Origin of the sequence: Micromonospora sp. NPDC005806 (assembly GCF_042871425.1) — a bacterium.
Lineage (GTDB): Bacteria > Actinomycetota > Actinomycetes > Mycobacteriales > Micromonosporaceae > Micromonospora.
Genome location: NZ_JBIAIL010000002.1, coordinates 37,856 through 60,678 on the forward strand (window position 1 = coordinate 37,856; position 22,823 = coordinate 60,678).

The 22,823-nt window shown below is 72.3% G+C and carries 22 protein-coding genes; 6 read left to right on the forward strand and 16 right to left on the reverse strand.

Features of this window, described 5'->3' with window-relative positions:
- Window positions 1-5: 5 nt before the first annotated feature.
- Window positions 6-914 carry an iron uptake transporter permease EfeU gene (gene efeU / locus ACFYOS_RS02720; RefSeq protein ID WP_387135328.1) on the reverse strand — a complete coding sequence of 303 codons (909 nt, stop codon included), beginning with the start codon at window positions 912-914 and terminating at the stop codon, window positions 6-8.
- A 173-nt stretch (window positions 915-1,087) separates the two neighbouring features.
- Between efeU and ACFYOS_RS02725 the strand changes: the two genes are divergently transcribed.
- Genes ACFYOS_RS02725 through ACFYOS_RS02735 form a run of 3 tightly spaced genes read left to right on the forward strand, consistent with a single transcriptional unit; the run spans window position 1,088 to window position 2,552 of the window.
- Window positions 1,088-1,537: a hypothetical protein gene (locus ACFYOS_RS02725; protein WP_387135330.1), complete on the forward strand. Its 450-nt coding sequence runs from the start codon at window positions 1,088-1,090 to the stop codon at window positions 1,535-1,537.
- A complete protein-coding gene (locus ACFYOS_RS02730; protein WP_387135332.1) occupies window positions 1,534-2,403 on the forward strand; it encodes a tetratricopeptide repeat protein in 870 nt (289 codons plus the stop codon). Before ACFYOS_RS02725 ends, ACFYOS_RS02730 begins: the two co-directional genes overlap by 4 nt.
- Entirely contained in the window at window positions 2,400-2,552 is a 153-nt protein-coding gene (locus ACFYOS_RS02735) for a hypothetical protein (RefSeq protein WP_387135334.1), read from the forward strand. The genes ACFYOS_RS02730 and ACFYOS_RS02735 overlap by 4 nt, the downstream gene beginning before the upstream one ends.
- A gap of 72 nt (window positions 2,553-2,624) precedes the next feature.
- Here the strand turns inward: ACFYOS_RS02735 and ahcY are convergent, their stop codons facing one another.
- The 13 genes from ahcY to ACFYOS_RS02800 form a co-directional block, all read right to left on the reverse strand.
- On the reverse strand, window positions 2,625-4,124 hold the full coding sequence (gene ahcY / locus ACFYOS_RS02740) for an adenosylhomocysteinase (RefSeq protein WP_387135336.1): 1,500 nt from the start codon (window positions 4,122-4,124) through the stop codon (window positions 2,625-2,627).
- A gap of 306 nt (window positions 4,125-4,430) precedes the next feature.
- On the reverse strand, window positions 4,431-5,582 hold the full coding sequence (manA, locus tag ACFYOS_RS02745; protein ID WP_387135338.1) for a mannose-6-phosphate isomerase, class I: 1,152 nt from the start codon (window positions 5,580-5,582) through the stop codon (window positions 4,431-4,433).
- A 2-nt stretch (window positions 5,583-5,584) separates the two neighbouring features.
- The gene (locus tag ACFYOS_RS02750) at window positions 5,585-6,616 is read right to left on the reverse strand and encodes a cation diffusion facilitator family transporter (protein WP_387135341.1); all 1,032 of its coding nucleotides are present in this window, start codon (window positions 6,614-6,616) and stop codon (window positions 5,585-5,587) included.
- 46 nt (window positions 6,617-6,662) lie between these two features.
- On the reverse strand, window positions 6,663-7,856 hold the full coding sequence (locus tag ACFYOS_RS02755; RefSeq protein ID WP_387135344.1) for an SIS domain-containing protein: 1,194 nt from the start codon (window positions 7,854-7,856) through the stop codon (window positions 6,663-6,665).
- Complete coding sequence (locus tag ACFYOS_RS02760; protein ID WP_387135346.1) at window positions 7,853-8,065, reverse strand: Trm112 family protein; 213 nt, start codon at window positions 8,063-8,065, stop codon at window positions 7,853-7,855. The genes ACFYOS_RS02755 and ACFYOS_RS02760 overlap by 4 nt, the downstream gene beginning before the upstream one ends.
- 197 nt (window positions 8,066-8,262) lie before the next feature.
- Window positions 8,263-9,258, reverse strand: a complete 996-nt coding sequence (locus ACFYOS_RS02765) for a hypothetical protein (protein ID WP_387135349.1) — start codon at window positions 9,256-9,258, stop codon at window positions 8,263-8,265.
- Between the two features lie 181 nt (window positions 9,259-9,439).
- Entirely contained in the window at window positions 9,440-10,141 is a 702-nt protein-coding gene (nfi, locus tag ACFYOS_RS02770; RefSeq protein WP_387135352.1) for a deoxyribonuclease V, read from the reverse strand.
- Window positions 10,138-10,314: a hypothetical protein gene (locus ACFYOS_RS02775; RefSeq protein WP_387135354.1), complete on the reverse strand. Its 177-nt coding sequence runs from the start codon at window positions 10,312-10,314 to the stop codon at window positions 10,138-10,140. The genes nfi and ACFYOS_RS02775 overlap by 4 nt, the downstream gene beginning before the upstream one ends.
- Before the next feature lie 91 nt (window positions 10,315-10,405).
- The gene (locus ACFYOS_RS02780; RefSeq protein WP_387135356.1) at window positions 10,406-10,984 is read right to left on the reverse strand and encodes a DinB family protein; all 579 of its coding nucleotides are present in this window, start codon (window positions 10,982-10,984) and stop codon (window positions 10,406-10,408) included.
- Between the two features lie 55 nt (window positions 10,985-11,039).
- Window positions 11,040-11,480, reverse strand: coding sequence for a hypothetical protein (locus tag ACFYOS_RS02785; RefSeq protein WP_387135358.1), 441 nt, complete (start codon window positions 11,478-11,480; stop codon window positions 11,040-11,042).
- A complete protein-coding gene (locus tag ACFYOS_RS02790) occupies window positions 11,477-15,454 on the reverse strand; it encodes a toxin glutamine deamidase domain-containing protein (protein ID WP_387135360.1) in 3,978 nt (1,325 codons plus the stop codon). Before ACFYOS_RS02790 ends, ACFYOS_RS02785 begins: the two co-directional genes overlap by 4 nt.
- 324 nt (window positions 15,455-15,778) lie before the next feature.
- Entirely contained in the window at window positions 15,779-16,135 is a 357-nt protein-coding gene (locus ACFYOS_RS02795; protein ID WP_387135363.1) for a hypothetical protein, read from the reverse strand.
- A 5-nt stretch (window positions 16,136-16,140) separates the two neighbouring features.
- Complete coding sequence (locus ACFYOS_RS02800; RefSeq protein ID WP_387135366.1) at window positions 16,141-16,554, reverse strand: YbaB/EbfC family nucleoid-associated protein; 414 nt, start codon at window positions 16,552-16,554, stop codon at window positions 16,141-16,143.
- An 80-nt stretch (window positions 16,555-16,634) separates the two neighbouring features.
- On the opposite strand from ACFYOS_RS02800, the gene ACFYOS_RS02805 reads away from it, so the two are divergent.
- Entirely contained in the window at window positions 16,635-17,867 is a 1,233-nt protein-coding gene (locus tag ACFYOS_RS02805) for an SUKH-3 domain-containing protein (RefSeq protein WP_387135368.1), read from the forward strand.
- A gap of 6 nt (window positions 17,868-17,873) precedes the next feature.
- Here ACFYOS_RS02805 and ACFYOS_RS02810 read toward each other — a convergent pair whose 3' ends face one another.
- Complete coding sequence (locus ACFYOS_RS02810) at window positions 17,874-18,485, reverse strand: DUF2625 family protein (RefSeq protein WP_387135371.1); 612 nt, start codon at window positions 18,483-18,485, stop codon at window positions 17,874-17,876.
- Between the two features lie 29 nt (window positions 18,486-18,514).
- On the reverse strand, window positions 18,515-19,954 hold the full coding sequence (locus ACFYOS_RS02815) for an aldehyde dehydrogenase family protein (protein ID WP_387135374.1): 1,440 nt from the start codon (window positions 19,952-19,954) through the stop codon (window positions 18,515-18,517).
- A gap of 142 nt (window positions 19,955-20,096) precedes the next feature.
- On the opposite strand from ACFYOS_RS02815, the gene ACFYOS_RS02820 reads away from it, so the two are divergent.
- The gene (locus ACFYOS_RS02820) at window positions 20,097-21,533 is read left to right on the forward strand and encodes a gamma-aminobutyraldehyde dehydrogenase (RefSeq protein WP_387135376.1); all 1,437 of its coding nucleotides are present in this window, start codon (window positions 20,097-20,099) and stop codon (window positions 21,531-21,533) included.
- Window positions 21,534-21,536: 3 nt separating this feature from the next.
- Complete coding sequence (gene gabT / locus ACFYOS_RS02825; RefSeq protein WP_387135379.1) at window positions 21,537-22,808, forward strand: 4-aminobutyrate--2-oxoglutarate transaminase; 1,272 nt, start codon at window positions 21,537-21,539, stop codon at window positions 22,806-22,808.
- Window positions 22,809-22,823 lie beyond the last annotated feature (15 nt).

Genomic DNA, 22,823 nt, shown 5'->3' on the forward strand with positions numbered 1-22,823 from the left:
GGCGGTCAGGCGCGCTGCGGCGTGGTGGCCGGGGCGTCGGTGGCGGTCGGCTCGACGGGCTTCGGCGTATCGGCCGGAGCGGTCGGCTTGGCGGGGGTGGCCGGCTTCGCCGGCTTGCGCAGGAAGAGCACCAGCACCGGCACCGCGTACGCCACCCAGGCGATCGTCTCCAGCACGGACGGCGTGGCGGTGATGTTGAACATGCCGCTCAGCAGGGCCGCGTACCAGGTGCTCGGGTCGAGCACCGAGGAGATGTCGAAGGCGTGGTTGTTCAGGCCGGGCAGCACGCCGGCCTCCTGGAAGTCGTGCACGCCGTACTTGAAGATGCCGGCGGCGACCAGGATCAGCAGCGCGCCGGTCCAGGTGAAGAACTTGCTCAGGTTGAGCTTGAGGGCGCTGCGGTAGAGCAGGAAGCCGAGCACCACGGCGGTGGCGATGCCGCCGACCAGGGCGAGCATGGCGTTGCGGCCGGCGCCGCCGGCCGTGCTCTGGGCGGCGGAGTAGAAGATCAGGGCGGTCTCCAGGCCCTCCCGGATGACGGCGAGGAAGGCCATGCCGGTCACCGCGAACGCGCCGACCGCGAGCGCCTCGGTCAGCTTGCCCCGCAGCTCACCGGCGATGCTCCGGGCGGCCTTGCGCATCCAGAAGATCATCCAGGTGACGAAGACGACGGCGGCCACGGAGGTGACGGCGTCGAAGAGCTCGCGCTCCTCGGAGGTGTTGAGCAGCGTGGTCGAGGTGTACTCGATCAGCCAGCCGAAGAGCACCGAGAGGGCCACGGCCAGACCGACGCCGGCCCAGACGTGCGGTAGCCGGCTACGCCGGTCCGACTTCACGAGGAACGCGACCAGGATGCTGACCACCAGGGTCGCCTCCAGGCCTTCCCGCAGGCCGATCAGGTACGTGGCGAACATTGGTACTCCGTCGTTGGTTAGGCACGCCTCAGTTAACTTAGGGCAGCCATACCTTCCTCCTGAACCGACGGCACGTCAAGTTGTTCATGACAACGTTCACCTGGCCGTGGGGACATCTTTCCCGCCGACGCTGTGGCAGGATCCGGCAGATCCCCTCGGCAGACAGGAAGACCGTGGCCGACGACCTCTTCACCCCCACGATCACCCCCACCGCGTACGTCGACGAGCGACCGCCGCCCTGGCGGCCCGGCTCGCTGGTCTATCCGGCGATCTTCGGCGGGGTGCTCGCCGGCACCACCCTGGCGCTGATCAACGCCGGCCGGCTCCGGCTGCCGGCCCGGGCCACCCTGGCGATCGCCGGCACCGGGCTGGTCGCCCTCGTCGCCCGGGTGCTGGTCACCGTGACGCTGCTCGACGGCCGCGTCTCCGGGACGGGTCGGCTCGTCGGGGCGCTCTGCGGCGCCCTGGTCGGGACCGTGGCCCACCTGGCGCAGAGGAGCCGGTTCCGCACCTGGGAGATGCGTGGCGGCGAGCCGGCCTCGCTGGTGAAGGCGGGCATCGCGGCGGCACTCGGGCTCGGCATCCTCGAGGGACTCGTCATCCTGCTGGTCGCGGCCCGGTGACCACCCCCGCCCAGGAGTACGCGCGGGTGGTCGCGCTGCTCGAGACGAACCGGCCCGAGCAGGCGCTCGCCGAGTTGGGCCGGCTGGGCGGTGCGGCGGCCACCAATCGGTTGGCGTACCGGCTGCGGGTGGCCGCGCTCAGCGAGCTGGACCGCTGGGACGAGGTCGCCGAGACCGCCCGGCGCGGGCTCGCCGAGGTCGGGCCGGACGCCGAACTGCTCGGCCGGCTGGGTCGGGCGCTGCGCGAGCAGGGCGCGCTCGCCCCCGCGGAGCAGGCCCTGCTCGACGCGCTGGCCCTCGAACCGCAGGACCCGTGGCTGCTCTGCCAGTACGCCGACCTCTGCACCTCCGTCGGACAGACGGAGAAGGCGGGCCGGCTGCTCGACCGGGCCGCCGCGCTCGCGCCGGACGAGCCGGCCGTCCACGCCACCCGGGTCAAACTCGCGTACGCCCGGGGCGACGACCGGGAGGCCGAGCGGGCGGCTCGGGAGTTCCTCGGCCAGCACCCCGACCACCCGGCGGCGCTGGCGATGCACGGCAGCATGGCCGTGACGGCGGGCCGGGTCGGCGAGGCGCACCGCTCATTCGGCCGGGCGGTGGCGCACGACCCGGGCGACGCCGACTACGCCGAGGCGGCCTGGGAGGCCCGGGTGTACGCCCACCCCCTGCTGCTCCCGCTGCGCCCGCTCTACCGGCTCGGCATCCGGCTGTGGCTCATCGCGGCGGCCAGCATCGCCGTGCTCAACCTGGCCGGACTCCAGATCGCCGCGTTCGTGGTGGCGGTGACCTGGCTGCTCTACTGCGTCTGGTCGTGGATCGCGCCGCCCCTGGTCCGCCGCCTGGTACGCGGCCGCTGGCGCGCATGAGGGGCCTGCTGCCCTGGCTGGCTGTGCTGGCGCTGGTGCTGCTGCTCAGCGCGCTGCGACTCCGCCCGCTGGCCACCGCCGTGTCGCTGGCCTGGCTGGCCTGGTGCGTCTGGACCTGGATCCGCCCGACCCGACGCCGCCAGGGCTGATCCGGAAGTCCGGCCAGAAAAGACGGGACCGGGCCGACCGCGCTCGCGGTCGACCCGGTCCCGGCGCGTCGGTCAGTACCGGTAGTGCTCCGGCTTGAACGGACCCTCCTGCGAGACGCCGAGGTACGCGGCCTGTTCCTTGCTGAGGGTGGTCAGCTTGGCGCCGAGCGCGTCCAGGTGCAGCCGGGCGACCTTCTCGTCCAGGTGCTTGGGGAGCACGTACACGCCGACCGGGTACTCGTCGGTCTTGGTGTAGAGCTCGATCTGGGCGATGGTCTGGTTGGCGAACGAGTTCGACATCACGAAGCTCGGGTGACCGGTGGCGTTGCCCAGGTTCAGCAGGCGGCCCTCGGAGAGCACGATGATGGCGTGGCCGTCGGCGAACCGCCACACGTCGACCTGCGGCTTGATGTTCTCCCGGGTCACGTCCGAGCGCTTCGCCAGGCCGGCCATGTCGATCTCGTTGTCGAAGTGGCCGATGTTGCCGACGATGGCCTGGTGCTTCATCCGGGCCATGTGCTCGTTGGTGATGACGCTGAAGCAGCCGGTGGCGGTGATGAAGATGTCGGCCTGCTCGACCACGTCGTCCAGGGTGGCGACCTGGTAGCCGTCCATCGCCGCCTGGAGCGCGCAGATCGGGTCGACCTCGGTCACCACGACCCGGGCGCCCTGGCCGCGCAGCGACTCGGCGCAGCCCTTGCCGACATCGCCGTAGCCGAGCACGACGGCCATCTTGCCGCCGATCAGCACGTCGGTGGCACGGTTGATGCCGTCGATGAGCGAGTGGCGGCAACCGTACTTGTTGTCGAACTTGCTCTTGGTCACCGAGTCGTTGACGTTGATGGCCGGGAAGAGCAGGGTGCCGGCACGGTGCATCTCGTAGAGCCGGTGCACGCCGGTGGTGGTCTCCTCGGTCACGCCCTTGATGCCGGCGGCGATCCGGGTCCAGCGCTGGCCGTCCTCGGCGAGCGAGCGGTGCAGCAGCTTGAGGATGACCGCGTACTCCTCGGAGTCGGCGGACTCGACCGGCGGCACGACGCCGGCCTTCTCGAACTCGACGCCCTTGTGGACGAGCAGGGTGGCGTCACCGCCGTCGTCGAGGATCATGTTGGGGCCCTGACCGTCGGGCCAGGTCAGCACCTGCTCGGTGCACCACCAGTACTCCTCCAGGCTCTCGCCCTTCCAGGCGTACACCGGGACGCCGGCCGGGGACTCGGGGGTGCCGTTCGGACCGACGACGATCGCGGCGGCGGCGTGGTCCTGGGTGGAGAAGATGTTGCAGGACGCCCAGCGAACCTGCGCACCGAGCGCGACCAGGGTCTCGATCAGGACGGCGGTCTGGATGGTCATGTGCAGCGAGCCGGTGATGCGGGCGCCGGCGAGCGGCTGCGCGTCGGCGAACTCGCGCCGGATCGCCATCAGACCGGGCATCTCGTGCTCGGCGAGTTGGATCTCCTTGCGCCCGAACGCGGCGAGCGACAGATCCGCCACCTTGTAGTCGCCCTCGGCGAGGGTGCTCGGCCGGGCCTCGGACGACGCGCCGCTGGGGGCCGCCGGGAGGGTGCTGGTCATGGAAGCTCCTGTCGAACGAAGTGCTGCGCAGCCTTCCACCTTACGCTCGCGGGCCCGTCGGCCGATGGCCGGTCGGCGGATGGCGTGCGACCCGGTCGGCGGACAGCGCACGGGGCGGTCGGTCGTGAACGGACTCTCCGCCCACGGCCCGGCCGCCCCGTGCATCCCCCCGGTTTGGTTCCCCCGCGCGTTACCGGACCTTCGTCGCGACAACGCTGCGTACTCATAGAGTCACACCGAGCGAGGGTGGCGTCAAGCCATTTCGGAAAAGTCGGACTCGCGATGTCGGGCCGGTGACGCGCCGGTTCAGCGCAGGCCGGTGGTGGCGACGTACGCCTCGCCCGCACCGCCGATGACCAGCGCGCCGCCGGCCGCGGTGCCCACCGCCGCCTGCCCTGGCCCCAGGGTGACCATGCCCACCCCGTCGTCCACGACGAGCTCGCCGGCTCGGCAGAGCACCACCCGCGGGCCCGGCAGCGCCAGGCGCACCTCCGGACCGCCGGCCGCCACCTCGACCCGGTGCAGGGCGAAGTCCTCGACCGGCACCGGCCAGGTCACCACCCCCGGCGCCACCGGCGCCGCGCGGACCACCGGCTCGTCGAGCACCTCGAACCGCAGCACCCGCAGCAGCTCGTCCACGTCGACCCGCTTCGGCGTCAGACCACCGCGCAGCACGTTGTCGCTGGCCGCCATGATCTCCACGCCGGTGCCGCGCAGGTAGGCGTGCAGGTTGCCGGCCGGCATCCAGATCGCCTCGCCGGGCGCCAGCCGGACGTGGTGCAGCAGCAGCGCCACCAGCACCCCCGGGTCGGCCGGGTAGTCCACCGCCAGGCCACGGGCCAGCGTCGCGTCCGGCCCGGCGACCTCCGCCGTCAACACGGCCGCCACCAGCCCGGCGCGCTCCGCCTCCGGCCAGCTCAACAGCAGGCGTACGGCCTCCCGCAGCCCCGCCGGCCCGGTGCGCAGCGCCGCCACCACCGGCTCCAGCGCCGGTACGCCGAACGCCGCGAGCGCCGCCGCCGACCCGGCCGGGTCACGGAAACCGCACAACGCCTCGAACTCGCTCAGCGCGACCAGCAGCTCCGGCTTGTGGTACGGGTCGACGTAGTTGACCCGGTCGACGTCGGCCGCGTACCCCGCGCGGGCCTGGTCGGCGTCCGGGTGGGCCTGCAGGCTCAGCGGGGCGTCCGCCGCCAGCACCTTGAGCAGGAACGGCAGCCGCGTGCCGAACCGGCCGACGAGCCGCTCGCCCAGCCAGTGCGCCGGCTCAGCGAGCAGCAGGTCGGTGAGGTCGACCGGGCTGCCGTCCCGGTCCACCGTGGCCGGGGCGCCCGGGTGGGCGCCCAGCCACAGCTCGGCCTCCGGCCCTTCGCTCGGCACCGGACGCCCCTGCAACTCGGCGATCGCGGTCCGGGAACCCCAGGCGTAGTCGCGGATCCGACCCTGCAGCAGCTCCACCATCAGCTCCCGGGACGTCCGGGGATCTCGTCCGTCGTGGCCTCCGGCTGCTCGCCGGTCGCGCCCTCCGGCTGCGGCACCGCGGTGTGCGAGGCGGCGCCGGTGCCCGCCCGGTCCGCCGCCGCGCTGTAGATGTCCGGCTCCAGGTAGATGACCTGGGCGATCGGCACCGCGGTGCGGATCCGCGCCTCGACGGCGTTGATGCCCCGGGCCAGTTCCTCGGCCGTGTCGCAGGGCGACACCGCGATCTTCGCAGCCACCATCAGCTCCTCCGGCCCCAGGTAGAGCGTCTTCATGTGGATGATCCGCTCCACCTCCGGACCGTCCGTGACGGCCCGCTCGATCGCGGCCACCTCGGTCGCCTCGGCGCCCTCGCCGAGCAGCAGACTCTTGGTCTCGATCGCCAGGGTGACCGCGATGACCACCAGCAGCACACCGATCATCGCGGTGCCCGCGGCGTCCCACACCCCATTGCCGGTGATCAGGGTCATCCCCACGCCGAACAGCGCGAAGACCAGACCGATCAGCGCGCCGAAGTCCTCCAGCAGCACCACCGGCAGCTCCGGCGCCTTGGCCCGACGGATGAACCGCACCCAGGACTGGCTGCCGCGGATCTGGTTGGACTCCTTGATGGCGGTACGGAACGAGAAGCTCTCCATCGCGATCGCGATCACCAGGACGGCCACCGGGACCCACTGCCAATTGGTGATCGGCTCCGGGTGCTGCGCCTTGTGGTACGCCTCGTACAGCGCGAAGAGGCCACCGACGCTGAACAGCACGATCGCCACGATGAACGCGTAGATGTAGCGCTCCCGGCCGTACCCGAAGGGGTGCTCCGCGGTGGCCTCCCGCTTGGCCCGCCGGCCGCCGAGCAGCAGCAGGCCCTGGTTGCCGGAGTCGGCGACCGAGTGGATCGACTCGGCCAGCATCGACGAGGAGCCGGTCAGCAGGAACGCGATGAACTTGGTGACGGCGATGCCGATGTTGGCCGCCAGGGCCGCGATGATCGCCCTCGTCCCGCCGTTGGCGCTCACGCCGCCGCCTCGCTACTGAGCCGGATGGCTCGCTCGCTCCGCTCGCTCACGGGTTTGCCAGCTCCTTCATCTCCGTGATGGCCGGGACGGCCATCGGGTCCAGCCCGTGTGCCAGGGCGAGGTAGACCGAGGCGAAGTCGGGTACCGCCATCAGCGAGGCGAGCCGCTCCAGCGCGGAACCACCCTCGGCGGTCACCACGTCGCAGCGCACCCCACGCCGCTCGGCGAGGGTCTGCACCGCGTCCGCCCGGCGCTCCTCCACCGCCAGCGGCTCGTCGGTGTCGTCCTCCGCGTTGAGCCCGCCGTCCCGCAGCAGCACCAGCCGCAGCCGGGTGGCGTCGCCGGCCTCGTCCGGGTCGGCGAAGATGTCCCGCTCCCCCTCGGCCAGGCCGCCGAAGACGCCGTCGAGCAGGCCGACCCGACCCCGGCCGGCCTCACCCAGCGCCCCGGTGACCACCGGGTAGCGGGCGTTGGCCGAGAGCGTGTCGCCGAACCGGCGGGCGGCCACGGTGGCCAGCGGGGACGAGCCCCAGACGATCGGGATCGACCCGGCCAGGCCCAGGGCCAGGGACTTCGCCGGGTTGACGAAGGACTCGGCGGTGGGCCGGCACCGGTCGGCGTCCGCGTCCAGCCGGGCCGCCGTCTCGGCCAGGTCCGCCTCGTTGACCTTCACCAGCCCGAGCGTACGGGCGGCCAGCAGGACCGGCACCGTGAGCGCCCAAAGACTGGCCCGGGCCGGGGCCCGCCGGGGCACCGGGATGAACGGCGCCCGGGCCCGCTCGGCCACCGACTGGAGCTGGGAGTCCGGGGCGCCGACCGCGACCAGGCGAGCACCCCGCCGGTGCGCCGCCTCGGCGGCGCCCAGCGCCTCGGGGCTGCGGCCCGACGCGCTCACCGCGATGACCACGTCCGCCGCGCCCACCCAGCCCGGCACGCCGGCGCTGCGGTGCGGGATCACCGGCACCGGACAGCGCGGCCCGGCCACCGTGGCCAGCACGTCACCGGTACGCCCGGCGGTGCCGATGCCGGCGATGACGACCGCGCGCGGTCGCCCCTCGTCGGCCAGGACGGCCAGGTTCGCCTCGGCGGCCAGCGCCGCCGACTCGCGCACCTGGGCGCCGCCGGAGGCGGTGAACCGGAGCATGCCGCCCGGGTCCTGCTCGGCCAGCAGGTCGGGGTTGTCGAGCAGCGACTCGTCGGCGTGCCGGTGTCCGCTGACCCCGGCCGTACCCTCCATCACGGCTGCGGCGCGGCACCACCGCGCGCGTCTTCCGCCGCGGGCCCGCCGCGCGCCTCGTCCAGCAGCAGCACCGGTACGTCGTCGCGCACCTCGAAGATCCGACCGCACTCCGTGCACGTCAGCGTCTGCGCCTGCGCGTCGTAGTCGAGCGGGGCGTGGTGTGTGTCCGGACAGGCGAGGATCTCGAGCAACTGCGGGTCCAGGGCCACGGCGCGGCTCCTTCCACGTATGCGGTCTCACCGGTCGACGGTGCCGCCCGGCGCACGCGATCTTATCGGCGAACCGGCGCGGGCACCGGGCCGCATCTCAGCACCGGCGATACCCGTCGACCACCACGGCGCCGACTCCTGTCACGTCGCCGCCACCCACCGTCACCGTAACCCCCGGTGAGCGGCCGGGCTCCCGCTCACCGGGGTGGGCGGGGCAGCACGCTGGTGGCGTCGCCGCCGGCGGCGGCCGGCGGCTCACCGCCCGGCCGGCCATCCGCCGCCGGGGCGCCGTAGACGTTGCCGGTCGGCCGGGGCGCGGACGTGCCGTAGACGGTCGGGGTGGCCGGCTGCTGCCCGTACACCTGCCCCGCTGGCGCGCCGGGGCGGTAGGTGGTGGGGCCGGTGCTGCGCGGCACCGGGAGCTGCGGGTAGCCGGCGCGCTCGTCGGCCTCGTCCGTGCGGTTGCGGCGGACCAGGAGCACGATCAGGGCGGCGCCGACGAGCACCAGCAGAATGCCGATCCACATGATGGGGGAACCTCCGGAGGACTTGTCGGCCGTGCCGGCGCCGGAACCGGCGGCCGGGTCGAGCGCGGCGGCCATGGCCGAGCTGCTGTCGTCGGCGCCCGACGGCGTGGTCGCCACGGCGCTCGGGGTCGGGGAGGGCTTCCTCGTCGGCGTCGGTGTGACAGCCTTCGCCCCGCCCACCACCCGCGCCGAGGCGCCGGCCCGGCCGAGCAACCGGCCGCTCGCGGCGGTCGCCTCGCCGACCACGGTCAGCCGTCCGCCGGGGGCGCTGGCCAGGAAGGCCACCCGGTAGCGGACGGTCCTGCCCTTGCCCTTGCACAGGGTCGGCTCGGCCGGGGAGGTGGGCGCCGTGGCGACCCGGCCACTGCCGCCGGAGACGGGCACCGGCCACCACCGGCCGCCGTAGTTGACCTGCACCTGGACCTGCTCGGGTCGGACACCCTCGAGCTGCAGCTCCAAGCCGGTGCGGAGCATCACGCAGCCGTCGGTGCGCTTGCGCACCTCGACCGCCACCGTGCCGGGCGACCCGCCCACGGTGAAGCTGCTCGCCGACCGCACCTCCACCCGGTCGCCGTCGGCCAGCGCCGGGGACGCCGCGACGGCCAGCAGGCCGCCCAGCATCGCGCCGACCGTGGCCAGCCGCCCCGCGTGCCGCCTCACCGACATCTCCACCTCACCGTGTTCACCCCGACGGAACCCGCCGGACAGGGTACTACCGCGCCGACCCGGCACCCGTGCATTGAGCGCACCGCATGTGTGCCGCGACACCCCGGGCCACCCCGTCCATCGTCGACGCAGGTCGGAGTGCCTGCACGATCAACTCCGGGCCCCGCAGCCGCGGCCGGCGCTACCCGACGTCCGGCCTGGCGGGCGCGGCCGCCAGCGCCCGCCGGCACAGCCGGTCGGCCGTGCGGGTGGTCTCGGGCAGCCGGTAGCGCGGGCACAATGCCAGCACCCGGTCCACGGCGTTGTCCAGGCTCATCCCGTGGCCGACGCTGACGAACACCGGCCTCACCCCGTCCCGGGTACGTAGCACCCGACCGACCTCCGCACCACCGTCCCGCAACGGGCTCCAGGCGCCCCGCTCCGGATCGGGCTCCGCCCACTCGCCGACCAGCGGCGTCTTCCCCACCCCGATCGTGGGCAGGCCGGTGACCACTCCGAGGTGGCAGGCCAGCCCGAACCGGCGCGGATGCGCCAACCCGTGCCCGTCGCAGACCAGCAGATCCGGCCGGACGGTCACCCGGTCCAGGGCCTCCAGCAACGCCGGCAACTCACGGAACGCGAACAGCCCCGGCACGTACCCGAAGGCCGGGCGGCCCACGCTCACCGCCTTGTCGACCACGGCCAGGGTGGCGGCGTCGAGCACCGTGACGGCCGCCGCGAGCCGGTCGCCGCTCTCCGCGTACGCGACGTCGAGGCCGGCCACCGTCGCCGGCGCGGTGGGACCTGGCCCGACCGGGTCCACCCGCGACCGCAACTCGTCCTGTACGCGCAGCGCCTCCGCCACGTCGGCCGGCGGCACGTACCGGACTCCCCCGGCCGTCACGACCGGTCGGACCCGCGGCCGACCCGACTGAAGGCGACCCCGAGGGCCAGCCCGAGGCCGACCCCCATCGCCACCCCGGCGGCCCCGCCGATGGTGAGCCAGCCGACCACCAGCCCGAGCAGGATCCCCGCCACCCAGACGGGGGCCCGCTGCCGCATCGGCGACTTCGTCATCACCTCACCGTAGCCACCCACGGCCGCCTCAGGTCGGCTCTCACGAACCCGCCGCGACGGCGGCGCGAGTCCCCGCGACCCAGGTCACCGGTCACTGCCCGATCCGGCCGTCGATCCGCTCGCGGAGCAGGTCGGCGTGGCCGTTGTGCCGGGCGTACTCCTCGATCATGTGAACGAGCAGCTCGCGCAGGGAGATCGTCAGGTCGCCGCGGTGGCCCTTGACACCCAGGTCGGCAGCCTCGGCGACGAACCGGTCGGCGTACGCGACCTCCTCCCGCCAGGTCGCCCACGCCTCCTCGACCACCGCCGGGTCCGCGACCGCACCGTCGAAGTCCCCGTCCGGGTCCGCCTCGGTGCGCCAGATCCGTCGGACGTCCTCGCCGGCCATGGTGCGGCGGAACCACCCCCGCTCCACCTCGGCGAGGTGGCGTACCAGCCCCAGCAGGGACATCGTCGACGGAGGTACGGACCGACGGGCCAGTTGCTCGGCGTCGACGTCCGCGCACTTGAGTTCCAGCGTGAGGCGCTGGTCCCGCAGGTAGTTGACCAGGATGCTCGACTCGTCGTCGAATCCGCCGTTGGAACGCGGGTCGTTGTCGGGATGGACGAACATGTCCGACCAGCCGAACTGGCGCTGGTCCTTCTCGGTGCTGGTATGCGCGTCAGCCATGCCCGGACCCTCGTCGGCCGCCCCGCCCTCCGCAACGCTTTTCTTGCTGGCGCCGTCAGGAGGCGGCGATGGTGGGGTCGGCGCCCGGGTCACCGGCCTGCCGCAACTGCTCCTCGAACATCACGAACGTCCGCCGTCGGATCCCCGTGATCAGCGCCACCTCTTCGACCGTGTAGGGACGCTGTTCGGCAATAGCAGCATCCTCGATCGCCCTGACCGTCTCGTAGAGAGCGAAGATCGGACCCTCACCCTTGACGTAGCGTCCCCGCTCTTCTTCGGTCCGCTGGACGAACCTCTCCGGCGAGCGCACAAAGATATCGCCGCCCATGGCGAAGAGAATCTCGTCCACGAGGTCATTGGCTGGCTGCCAACCACCGGTCTCTCGGTCGAGCCGCCACGCAGCGAGGCCGCCTTCTGGCGTCGGCACAAGCTTCACCGGCGTCTCGTAATAGTCGAAGTACCCGAACAGTTCCGAGTCCTGCACGTCGTCCGTCACTCCCGTCCTCCGTCCAGCGTCGATTGGAGGGCGGCCCAAAAGTACTCGCGCTGGCGCTGGATGATGCCCTTGCGGATTGCCGACTCCGTCTCCGACACGCTACGACCCTGCTCCGTGGCAACCGCCTCCAGGTCGCGCTTCACCTCGAACAGGGAGTGCTCCCACTCCGCAACCTCATCAAGAGCGATGAGTTCCAACCGGAATTCAGCGATGTGCCCTGATGATGTTCGCAGGATCATCTGCAGGTCCCGGTAGCCGCTTTTCTGAGGAGTGAGAAACCGGTCCTCGAACTGGACGATCCTGACTCGCGAATCATCTTGCAGCACCGCCAAGCTCGCATAAAGGTCATTGAGCCGCTGGTAGGAGACCCGCCCGGCTGCCAGATCCAGAAGGCGAGAAGCGTTCCCACCGTACTTGGCCACCTTGTCCTCGGCCCGCTTCCTGTCCTTGGGCGCTGGCCGTGGGCGGTACTCCGCGCCCCGCGATGCCTCGGCTAACCTGCGCCCCAGCTCGTCGACCTCGATCTGCGAGACGGCTGCCGCCTCGTACAGCTCGTCGAGGTACTGGCGCTGGTACGCCACGTCTCTCTGGCGCCGCTTCTCGAAGCCGGGTTGGAGCGCCCGAGAACGGTCGTTGTTGAAACCTGAGCTCACTACCACTTGCTCAGCTGTGAGCGGTGTGGGCAGGACGGGAGGCGTCGGCGCTGCCGCGACCGCAGCAGCGCCTCGCTCAGCGATGTCGTCCAGCACCTCGCCGAGAACGTCGATCGCCTTCTGGTGAGTGGCCAGATGATGCAGCGTCAACGGCCTCGCGGTCAGTGAGTTCGCCAGCTCAGGGGTCGCGAGGATCATCCTGACCAGCTCCGGACGCTGGGTGAGCTGGTGAACCAACGTCTCGGCCAGCAGCGGCTGCCGGCGAGGCGATGCCTCCCAAGTCTGGTCGAGCATCTGCTGGACCCGCGGGTCACCGAGCAGTCGCGCCACGTCGCCGGCCGCTGCCTGGTCCAACCCGGGCACCATCCGCCGCAACGCGGGCGGGTCGAGGTGCTGCGCCAGCTCTACCGGAGTTAGTCCGGCGACGAAGATCTCATCGAGGTTTCCACTGGCCCGGACCGCGTCCTTGACGAAGATGCCGGCGGCTATCCGCTCAGCGTGAGCGTCGAGGCGCGCCGTCCGGATGGCGCTGTCGGGATCGAGGTCCGGCGCGCTACCGGGGGCCGGCGGATCGACGGGCCGGTGGAGCGTCGTGTCCTCGCCGAGCAGGTAGACCTGGTTGAAATCCGGGGCGGGCTCGTCGCCGTCGTACGGGGCCGGCGGCCGGCGCGGTTCGGGTCGCTCGGGCAGCTCAGGAAGCACGTTGTAGATGCCCGGCGGCCGGCCGTCCACCGGCATAGGTCGGCCGTCCGGGCCGAGCACCAGCGCGTCGATCCCGACGACGTTCACCCTGCTCGACACCCCACTGTGCCCGTAGAGCGGGTGATCCAGGACGAGCCCGCGCTGCGGGTCGAGGTAGAGCACCGTCCCGTTCTGGTTCAGCGCCACCCAGGCGTGCGACCCGCCGCCTTCCCAGCTGGTGATGAGGAAGGCGTAGCTGCCGTGCCCACCTGCACGCAGTTGCCGGTGCAGGTCGCGGTAACCCTGCTCGACCCGCTGCCGTGCCTGGAGGTCGGTCGTCGGCTCGGGGCCCGGGCACAGATCCTGGAACCGGCCTCCGGTGATCTCCTCGACCCGCTCGGGCCCGCTGTCCTCGCCGCCGACCGGCTGGCGGACGTCCCCGACCAGATAGCCGTCGAAGGTACGCGGCGCGGAGACCCGGGGCCGGCCGTGTACCCAGGTCTCGTACAGCGACAGGGTGCAGTCGAGACAGTTGATGCTCCGGGTGACATCCGCCAGCGGACCGCCGTCGTTCGCCAGCCGGAACCAGTCGCCGTGGCGGGGATCGGCGGTACGCAGCACACTGCCGTCCGGGTTCCGCGGCATCTGCCGTTCCAGGTCGGTCTGGTGCAGCGCGAGCGGCGGGCGGAGGCCACCTCGTACGCCGTAGCGACGGGATCGGTCGATGGGCGGTGGGTGGCCGTCACCGGTCAGGGCCGAGTGATCGGACGTCTCCACGGCGCCGCGCGCCAGGTCGGCGACATCGTCGTTGATCCGACAAAAGTCCGCATTGTCCTCAACCGTCACTTCGGCCGGGACGAGGGATCCGGCAAGAACCTGCTGAGCCCTCTCGCGCAGCTCGTAGCTTTCGCTGCTCGCCCCGTGAGCCGCCGTTTGCCACTGCAGCGCGAGCAGCTCTTGGCCGTTTCGACGCAGTTGCCATGCCTGCTCGCGGTATTTGACCGCCGAGCGGCTGAAGCGGTCAGCTCTGACTCGAAGCCATTCCGCCTCTTGCTGACGCCGGTTTTCCTCGTACCACTCCCGCTGCGACTCCAGGTACTCCTGGTAGCGACGCCGGTCGAGGGCATCCTGTTCGGCCGCGTGTCGAGCCGTCAGTTCCTGTGGCGCGGATCGGCGAGGTGGCAGCGGGTCGACGGGACCCGGAAGGGGCGGAGACGGGTCGTGGGCGGGACGCGGTGCCGGGGCCAGCGACTCCAGCAACGGGAAGCGTGGGTTCGGCGTCGGTCGGTCGTCCGGGCCGGGGGCCGACGGCGGGGGCACCGGTTCGGTCGCGAATCGCACGTGGTGTTGCGGCAGTGGAGCGGTGAGCGGTCCGGACTTCGAGATCGAGGGGCGGTCGGCGGAGACCGGTGACGGGCTGTTCGGCTGCGTGACGGGCGCCGAGCCGCTCACTACCGCCGGAGTCGCGCTCGCATGAACCGGAGCCGGCTGGCTGGGCGCGGCGAGATCCGCCGTCGGGGCGGTGTGAACCAGGCCGGGTTTGGGGTCGACGGTGACCGGAGGCGTGCCCGCGACGGGTGACTCCACGGTCACCGAGGAGAGCGTGGGGCGGAACGCCGCCTCGGCGTGGGACCGATCAGCGTCAAGGTCTGCCACGGGATGGGCGGGCAACCGGCTGGCGTCGACCGCCGATCGATCCGGCTGGACAGGCGACGAGAGGTGGTCCAGAGACAGCGAGGTAGCGGCGGCGTCGTACGGGCCTGCGGCAATGGGGTGGACGACGGCAGCGTCCGGCGGTGCGGCGGAGCGCGGAAGGGCATCCCCGACCACCGGCCCAACCGTCTCGGGCGTCCGCTGGCTCGGGATGAGGCCTGCCGTGTCAATCGCATCGGCAGGTGAGGGAAGAGACAGATCCACCGGCGGCGAGGCGAGGCCGGCCAGCTTCCCGTCGAGCCGGTAGTGCATCGCGGCGTCGGCCTGCCCGGTGGCCGAGCCGCTGGCCCCGGAGACCGCTGCCCGGGCCAGGTCCTCGAGGGACAGCCTCTGCCCAACAGCCAGCCCGGCGGCCCCCTCGGCGAGGGTTTCGCCGGCCATCTCCCGCCCGAAGCGCTCCCCGATCTGCGTGACGGGCCCGTGCGCGTGCCGCCCCAGACCGGCGAGCGGCGCCACCGCGCCGCCGGCCATGCCACCGAGCCCCGACCCGCCGACTTCGGTCAGGTCCAGGCCATCGCGGCGACCGGTGGAGTTCTGGTACGCCTGGGTCGCGAGGCTGGTACCGGCCTCCTGCCCGGCTTCGACGAGAGCGCCGATGGCGGCCCTTCGGGCGAGTCCGCGCGCGCCGCTCTTGACGACCTCCTTCGCGGCCCGTTCGCCGGCCTCCTTGAGGCCCTCCTTGATCGCCTTGCGGGCCAGCTGCGCGACGAGGCGCTTGAAGATCTGCTGCACGACCATCCGGCTGGCGGTGACGGCCGCGCCGGCGGCCGGCGAGGCGGCACCGAGGGTGAGCACGGTCGCCACCGCCAACGAGAGCAGCTCGACGACCAGGATGCCCAGCTCGATCCAGGCCTCCAGCTTGGCGCCCTCGATGTCGCAGCCGCAGGACTCGACCACCTTGCCGAGCTCGCCGGTGATCGCGAGCACGGCGTGCAGCGGAGCGTCCTCGCCCTCCGCGACCTTGCGCCAGGCGATGTCGAAGACCTCGGCCACCAGGCCGACGCCGCCATACCCGCTGCGGACCTCGCCCGCGGCGGCCGTCGTGTCGTCCCGAGGCACGGTGAGGATGTCGGCGACGCCGTACCACTGGTCGGCGAGGTCCCAGACGGCGCGTTCGTTTCCCTCGGGCCACTCCACCCCGACGACCCAGTCCATGGCCTCGTAGATCCAACCGGGAACGTCCCAGGGGCAGTAGTCGAGCGGATGCGGGATCGGGCTGGGCAGCATGCTCACGCGCGGATCCTCCGGAGGTCAGCGCCAGTGCCGGGGCGGGGAATGGTGCTGGTGCGGGATCTCGCCGAGCTGGCGGGCGTTGCTCTCGTCGGTCTCGATGGTGGCCACCACGGACCGGACCACGTCGGCGCCCAGCCCGTGGATGGAGCGGCCCAGGTTCTCCCAGGCCCGCAGCAGCGTCTCCTCGAAGCCGCGGTACTGCTTCTCGAACGCGGCGCCGATTTCGTCGCGGCCCCACGGCCGTCGGGCGCTCGCCTGCGCGACCTCACCGCCGACCTCGCTCCGGGCCGCGCTGATCGCCTCCCCCGCCATGGCCAGGTCGGCACCGCCCCGGCTGGCCCGGTCAGGGTCCAGCCAGATCTGCCCTTCGGCCACCGCCGTCACTCTCCACGGGACAGGACGGCGTCCGCGCGGCCGAGCAGTGCACCGAAGTCGTTGGTGCGCAGGAACTCCACCGACGGCGAGCCGGGCGGCAGGTATCCGGCGACCAGCTCCCGGGTTGCGTCGACCGCGGCGGCGGACGCCCGCAGCACCGTGGTGGTGATCTTCCGACTCAGTGCCCGGGCATTCCGGTCGTGGAAGACGGAGGGATCGAGGTCCACGCTGATCAGCTCGCCTCGGGCCCCGACGACCGCGGTCACCTGGCCGTCGTCGGAGCGCTCGGTGACCCGCAGCTCCGCGAGCTTCACCTGAAGTTCGTCCAGTCCGGACCGAAGTCGCTGGTACTGGCCGTACACCTCGTCGAACCGCGCACGCAGCGCGCGATTGGCGTCCCGGTCCGCGCTCTCCGCCACCGCCACCCCTCTCCGTCACCCTCGGTAGGGGAGACCATACCGGGCGCCATGGAATCCGTGGGGTCCGGTAGTTTCGGGCTGTGATCGAGCGACAGCAGGCCGAACAACTCGCCGCCGTCTGGGCCCGGCGGGACTCCGAGCGGCTGGGATTCCCGTGCACCCCGGTGGTCGAGGAGTTCGACCTCGGCTACCTGATCACCTCGCACGTCTCCCGCGACGCCCGCGCCCTGCCCGGCGAGCTGCCCACCACCGTCGTCGACAAGGAGACCGGCGAGGTCTCGACCTGGCCGCGCCTGCCCTTTCCCGCGGTGGCGCAGTTGTTCCGTCAGCGCCGACCGCCCGCGCCGCATGCGCCCCGCACGGTCGATCCGGCGGCCCAGTTGCTTCGCGACCTGACCCGGCTCCCCACCCCGGGCGCTGCGGCGCATCTCACACTCGACGGCCACGTCCACGTGGCCCTCGGCGCGAAGGGCGACGTCGAGCTCCACCACCACCCGCTGGTCCGGGCCTATCTCGACGAGCTGCCCGCTGGTCATCTGGTCCGGGGCGGCGAGCGGCACGCCGAGATGGTGGTCGTCTCCGACGTGCTGCACGAACACGACCATCGCCGCGCGGCCGGCGGTCTCCCCCCGATGACCATCGACCAGGCGAGGATGCTCCTCGGCAGGAGTCGACTGGAGTTCTTCCGCATCCGGGAATCGGGCGACCCCGCCGGGGGACGAGCGAAGGTTCCTTGCGACTCATGTATCGCCTTCCTGGTGCAGTTCCAGGCACTTCCGTGGGCTGATCTGGCCTACGCACAAGAGTGGCGGCCGCAGCCCCAGGTCGACCCTGAGCCCGGGCGGTTTCCAACCGCAGTCACCAATGCATTGGTGGAGGCCGGCTGGCGCCCGCACTTCGGGGACGAAGTGTTGGCCGAAGCAGCCGTCCGGGACGTGACCACGGTCAGCGGACGACGAAGCGCTCACGCAGTCTTTCCCGCCGTCATGCCCACGCTCACCGCGTTCCCCGGATTCGAGAGCCGTCGGCAGGGCCCGGGGGAGCAGGTGTGGATTTCCCGCGTAGATATCCGCCCCTGGGACCTGGCCCACAGCGCCGACACGCTCGCCGACTTCGGGGCGGTCCTCGGCGTACGGCTGTTTCCACTCGGGACCGAACGCGGTGACAGCATCATCGCGGTCGACGAGCACGGGCGAATCTTCGCGCTGGACCAGGCCGGCGAGTGGTTCCTGGGTGCGGACGTCGATGCCGCCCTGACCACCCTCCTGCTCGGCCGGGCACCCGCCCGGGTACGCGACGACGGCACCTGGTGAGCGCCGTCAGGAGCCGAGCTGCCGCGCCGCGTCCTGGTAGAACGACACCGCCTGGGCCAGTGGCACGGCCTTCCGGGACACCACGGAGAGGTCCTGGCCCTCCTTGGTGAACGGGGGCGGAAACACGCTGAACCCCTGGTCGAGCGCGAGGGTGGCGACCTCCGCCTCCCAGCCGGGCCAGCGCAGGTTTTCGTAAAAACGGGTCAGCGAACCGCTGAGAACGGCGTAGAGCCAGTCGGCGTATCCCTGTTCCAGGTCGAGCCAGTCCAGATCGTCCGGCCCGAAGTAGTGCACGGTGGGCCGCGCCCCAGGTTCGTGGTGGGCCCAGACGAACTGGCCGCCCATCACGTCGTAGCCGATGACGACCAGGCCGGCCGGGTCGGACTCGGTGGCGACGTCCGGTAGGCCGTCGTGCCCGCTGCCGAGCACCCGCAGCCAGCCGTGATCGACCAGCAGCCCCCCGGTGCCGGCGACCACCGCGCCGAGCCAGGACCGGGTGGTGATCTCCAGGGCGGCCAGGCAGCCGGACGCGCGCGCCGGGTCGGCCGGCAGCACCTCGACCGGGTACGGCGCGACCGCCACCGCCGCGGCCACCTCGCTCCACGCCGACTGATCCATCGGCCCAGCCTGCCAGGCGCGGCGAGAGGCTACAGCGCCACCCCGGTCAGCACCATGACGCGCGGCTCGGTGTAGTCCTCCATCGCGCTGCGCAGCCCCTCCCGCCCGACGCCGGAGCCCTTCATCCCGCCGTACGGCATCTGGTCGGCCCGGAACGACGGCACGTCTCCCACGATCACCCCGCCGACCTCCAAGGTCCGGGACGCGAGGAAGGCCGTTTGCAGGCTGTGCGTGAAGACTCCCGCCTGCAAGCCGTACGCGGAGTCGTTGACGGCGGCGAACGCGGCCCGATCGTCGGCGACCGGGGCGACCACCAGCACCGGCCCGAAGACCTCCTCCGCGCAGACCTTGGCGTCCTTCGGCACTCCGGAGAGCACGGTCGGCGGGTAGGTGGCGCCGTCCCGCCGTCCGCCCACCTCGATGGTGGCCCCGGCGACGACCGCCTCGTCGACCCACTCCTCGACGCGCCGCGCCGCATCCTCGGAGACCAGCGGCCCGACGTCGGTCAGCTCCGAGGCGGGGTCCCCGGTCCGCAGTTCCTCCACCGCGGTGACGAGCCGGGGCAGGAAGCCGTCGTAGAGCCATTCGTGCACGTAGACCCGCTGGACCGCGATGCACGACTGCCCGGCCTGGTAGTTGGCGAAGGTGGCGATCCGGTGCGCGGCGAAGGTCAGGTCCCCGTCGGACGACCAGTCCTCGCAGATCACCGCAGCCGCGTTGCCGCCCAGCTCCAGGGTGACGTGCTTCTCGGGGGCAGCCCGGCGGATGGCCGCGCCGACCGGCCCGGAGCCGGTGAACGACACCACCGGCAGCCGGGGGTCGGCGACCAGTTCGGCGGCCCGCTCGTTGGGCAGCGGCAGCACCGAGAACATTCCCTCGGGCAGCTCGGTCTCGGCGAGGATCTCGCCGAGCAGCAGCGCCGACAGTGGGGTGGCCGGGGCCGGCTTGACGACGATGGGCGCGCCGACGGCGATGGCCGGGGCGACCTTGTGCGCGACCAGGTTGAGCGGGAAGTTGAACGGCGCGATACCCAGCACGGGGCCGCGCGGCACCCGCCGGACCAGCGCGATCCGCCCGGTGGCCGCCGGGTCGGTGTCCAGGCGTTGCAGCTCGCCGGAGAAGCGTCGGGCCTCCTCGGCCGCCCACCGGAAGGTGGAGACCGCCCGGCCCACCTCGGCCTTCGCCCATTTGACCGGCTTTCCGTTCTCGGCGGTGATCAGCGCCGCGACTTCGTCGGCCCGTTCGGCGAGCCGGCGGGAGACGTGGTCCAGGGTGGCCGCGCGGACGTGCGCGGGCAGGGCCGCGGCCGCCGCGGCCACCCCGGCGGCTGCCGCGACGGCGGCTTCGACCTGGTCGGGCGTGGCGAGGGTGGTACGCCCGACCGTCTGGCCGTTGTACGGGTGGGTGACGATCAGCTCGCCCTCGCCGTGGGCGGGGCGGCCGGCGACATAGAAGGCTCTCGGCTCCACGCTTCGGCAGCCTAGACCACCCAGGCTCGCGCGGAAACAGTTGCTCAAGCCCTTGTCTGCCGCGAATTCAGTAGCCAAGATGGCAGTCAGATTGCGATAACCTCCGCTGACCTTCCCCCCGGCCACCCTTCGGAGACTTCTGATGAGCGATCAGCAGCAGCTGCGCAACTTCGTCAACGGCGAGTACGTCGACCCCGTGGACGGCGGCTACGCCGACCTGATCGACCCGTGCACCGGCGAGGTCTTCGCCCAGGCGCCGGTCTCCGGGGCGGCGGACGTGGACGCGGCGATGAGGGCCGCCGCCGCCTCGTTCGAGACCTGGCGGGACACCACCCCCGCCGAGCGGCAGAAGGCTCTGCTCAAGCTCGCCGACGCGGTGGAGGCCCGGGCGGCCGATCTGGTCGACGCCGAGGTACGCAACACCGGCAAGCCGCGCCAGCTCACCGCCGACGAGGAGCTGCCGCCGGCCGTCGACGAGTTCCGCTTCTTCGCCGGCGCCGCGCGTCTCCTCGAGGGCCGCTCGGCCGGCGAGTACATGGCTGGCCACACCTCGTACGTGCGGCGCGAGCCGATCGGCGTCTGCGCCCAGGTGACGCCCTGGAACTACCCGCTGATGATGGCGGTCTGGAAGATCGCCCCGGCACTGGCCGCCGGCAACACGGTGGTGCTGAAGCCCTCCGACACCACCCCGGTGTCGACGCTGCTGCTGGCCGAGATCGCGTCCGAGTTCTTCCCGCCGGGCGTGTTCAACGTGGTCTGCGGCAACCGGGACACCGGTCGGGCCCTGGTCTCCCACCCGACCCCGCAGCTGGTGTCGATCACGGGCTCGACCCGCGCGGGCATGGAGGTCGCCGCCGCCGCCGCGCCGGACCTCAAGCGGACCCACCTGGAGCTGGGCGGCAAGGCACCGGTGGTGCTCTTCGACGACGCGGACGTGGCGGCGGCGGCCGAGGCGATCGCGGTCGGCGGCTACTTCAATGCCGGCCAGGACTGCACGGCCGCCACCCGGGTGCTCGCCGGCCCCGGCATCTACGACGACTTCGTCGCCGCCCTCAGCGAGCAGGCCCGGAACACGAAGACCGGTGCGCCGGACGACGAGGACGTGCTCTACGGCCCGCTGAACAACGCCAACCAGCTCGCCCGGGTGCGGGGCTTCCTGGACCGGCTGCCGGGCCACGCGAAGGTCGAGACCGGCGGCTCGCAGGTGGGCGAGCGCGGCTACTTCTACGCCCCGACCGTGGTCTCCGGGGTGCAGCAGGCCGACGAGATCATCCAGGACGAGGTGTTCGGGCCCGTCATCACCGTGCAGCGCTTCTCCGACGAGGACGAGGCGGTGCGCTGGGCCAACGGCGTGGAGTACGGCCTGTCCGCCTCGGTCTGGACGAAGGACCACGGCCGGGCGATGCGGATGACGCGCCGGCTCGACTTCGGCTGCGTCTGGGTGAACACCCACATCCCGTTCATCTCCGAGATGCCGCACGGCGGCTTCAAGCACTCCGGGCACGGCAAGGACCTCTCGGTCTACAGCCTGGAGGACTACACCCGGATCAAGCACGTCATGCACAACATCGAGGGCTGAGCCGTGGCGTCGAGCGAGGAACTGCACAAGCGGCGCGGGGCGGCGGTCGCCCGGGGCGTCGGCAGCACGATCACCTCCTACGTGGACCGCGCGGGCGGGGGCACGATCACCGACGTTGACGGGCGGGAGTGGATCGACTTCGCCGCCGGCATCGCGGTCGCCAACGTCGGCAACTCCGCCCCACGGGTGGTGGAGGCGGTGCGGGCGCAGGTCGAACGGTTCACCCACACCTGCTTCATGGTCGCTCCGTACGAGTCGTACGTGGCGGTCTGCGAGCAGCTGAACGCGCTGACGCCGGGGAGCTTCGAGAAGCGCTCGGCGTTGTTCAACTCGGGCGCCGAGGCGGTGGAGAACGCCGTGAAGATCGCCCGGCACGCCACCGGGCGGCCGGCGGTGGTGGTCTTCGACCACGCGTACCACGGCCGGACCAACCTGACGATGGCGCTGACCGCGAAGAACATGCCGTACAAGCACCGGTTCGGGCCGTTCGCCGGGGAGATCTACCGGGTACCGATGTCGTACCCGCTGCGCGACGGCGGGCTGGACGGCGCGACCGCGGCGGCGCGGGCGATCGAGATGGTGGAGAAGCAGGTCGGCGCGGAGAACGTGGCCGCGCTGCTGATCGAGCCGATCCAGGGCGAGGGCGGTTTCGTCGTACCGGCGGACGGCTTCCTGCCGGCGCTGCGCGAGTGGGCGACGTCCACCGGGGTGGTCTTCATCGCCGACGAGATCCAGACCGGGTTCTGCCGCACCGGCGACTGGTTCGCCTGCCAGCACGAGGGCGTCGAACCGGATCTGATCACCCTGGCCAAGGGCATCGCCGGCGGCCTGCCCCTCGCGGCGGTGACCGGCCGGGCGGAGCTGATGGACGCGGTGCACGTCGGCGGGCTCGGCGGCACGTACGGCGGCAACCCGATCGCCTGCGCGGCCGCCCTGGCGGCCATCGAGACCATGCACGAGCTGGAGCTGGCCGGCGCGGCCCGGCGGATCGGGCGGGTGATGGGCGACCGGCTGCGGGCGATCGCCGCCCGCGACCCGCGCGTCGCCGAGGTCCGCGGTCGAGGCGCGATGCTCGCCGTGGAGATGGTGCGCCCGGGCACCCTGACCCCGGATCCGGCCGCCACGGCGGCGGTCTCGGCGGCCTGCCACGCCGCCGGCCTGCTCACCCTCACCTGCGGCACGTACGGCAACGTGCTGCGTTTCCTGCCCCCGCTCGTCATCTCCGACGACGAGCTGGCCCGCGGCCTGGACATCCTGGAGGCCGCCTTCGGCTGACCACCGGTCAGCCCC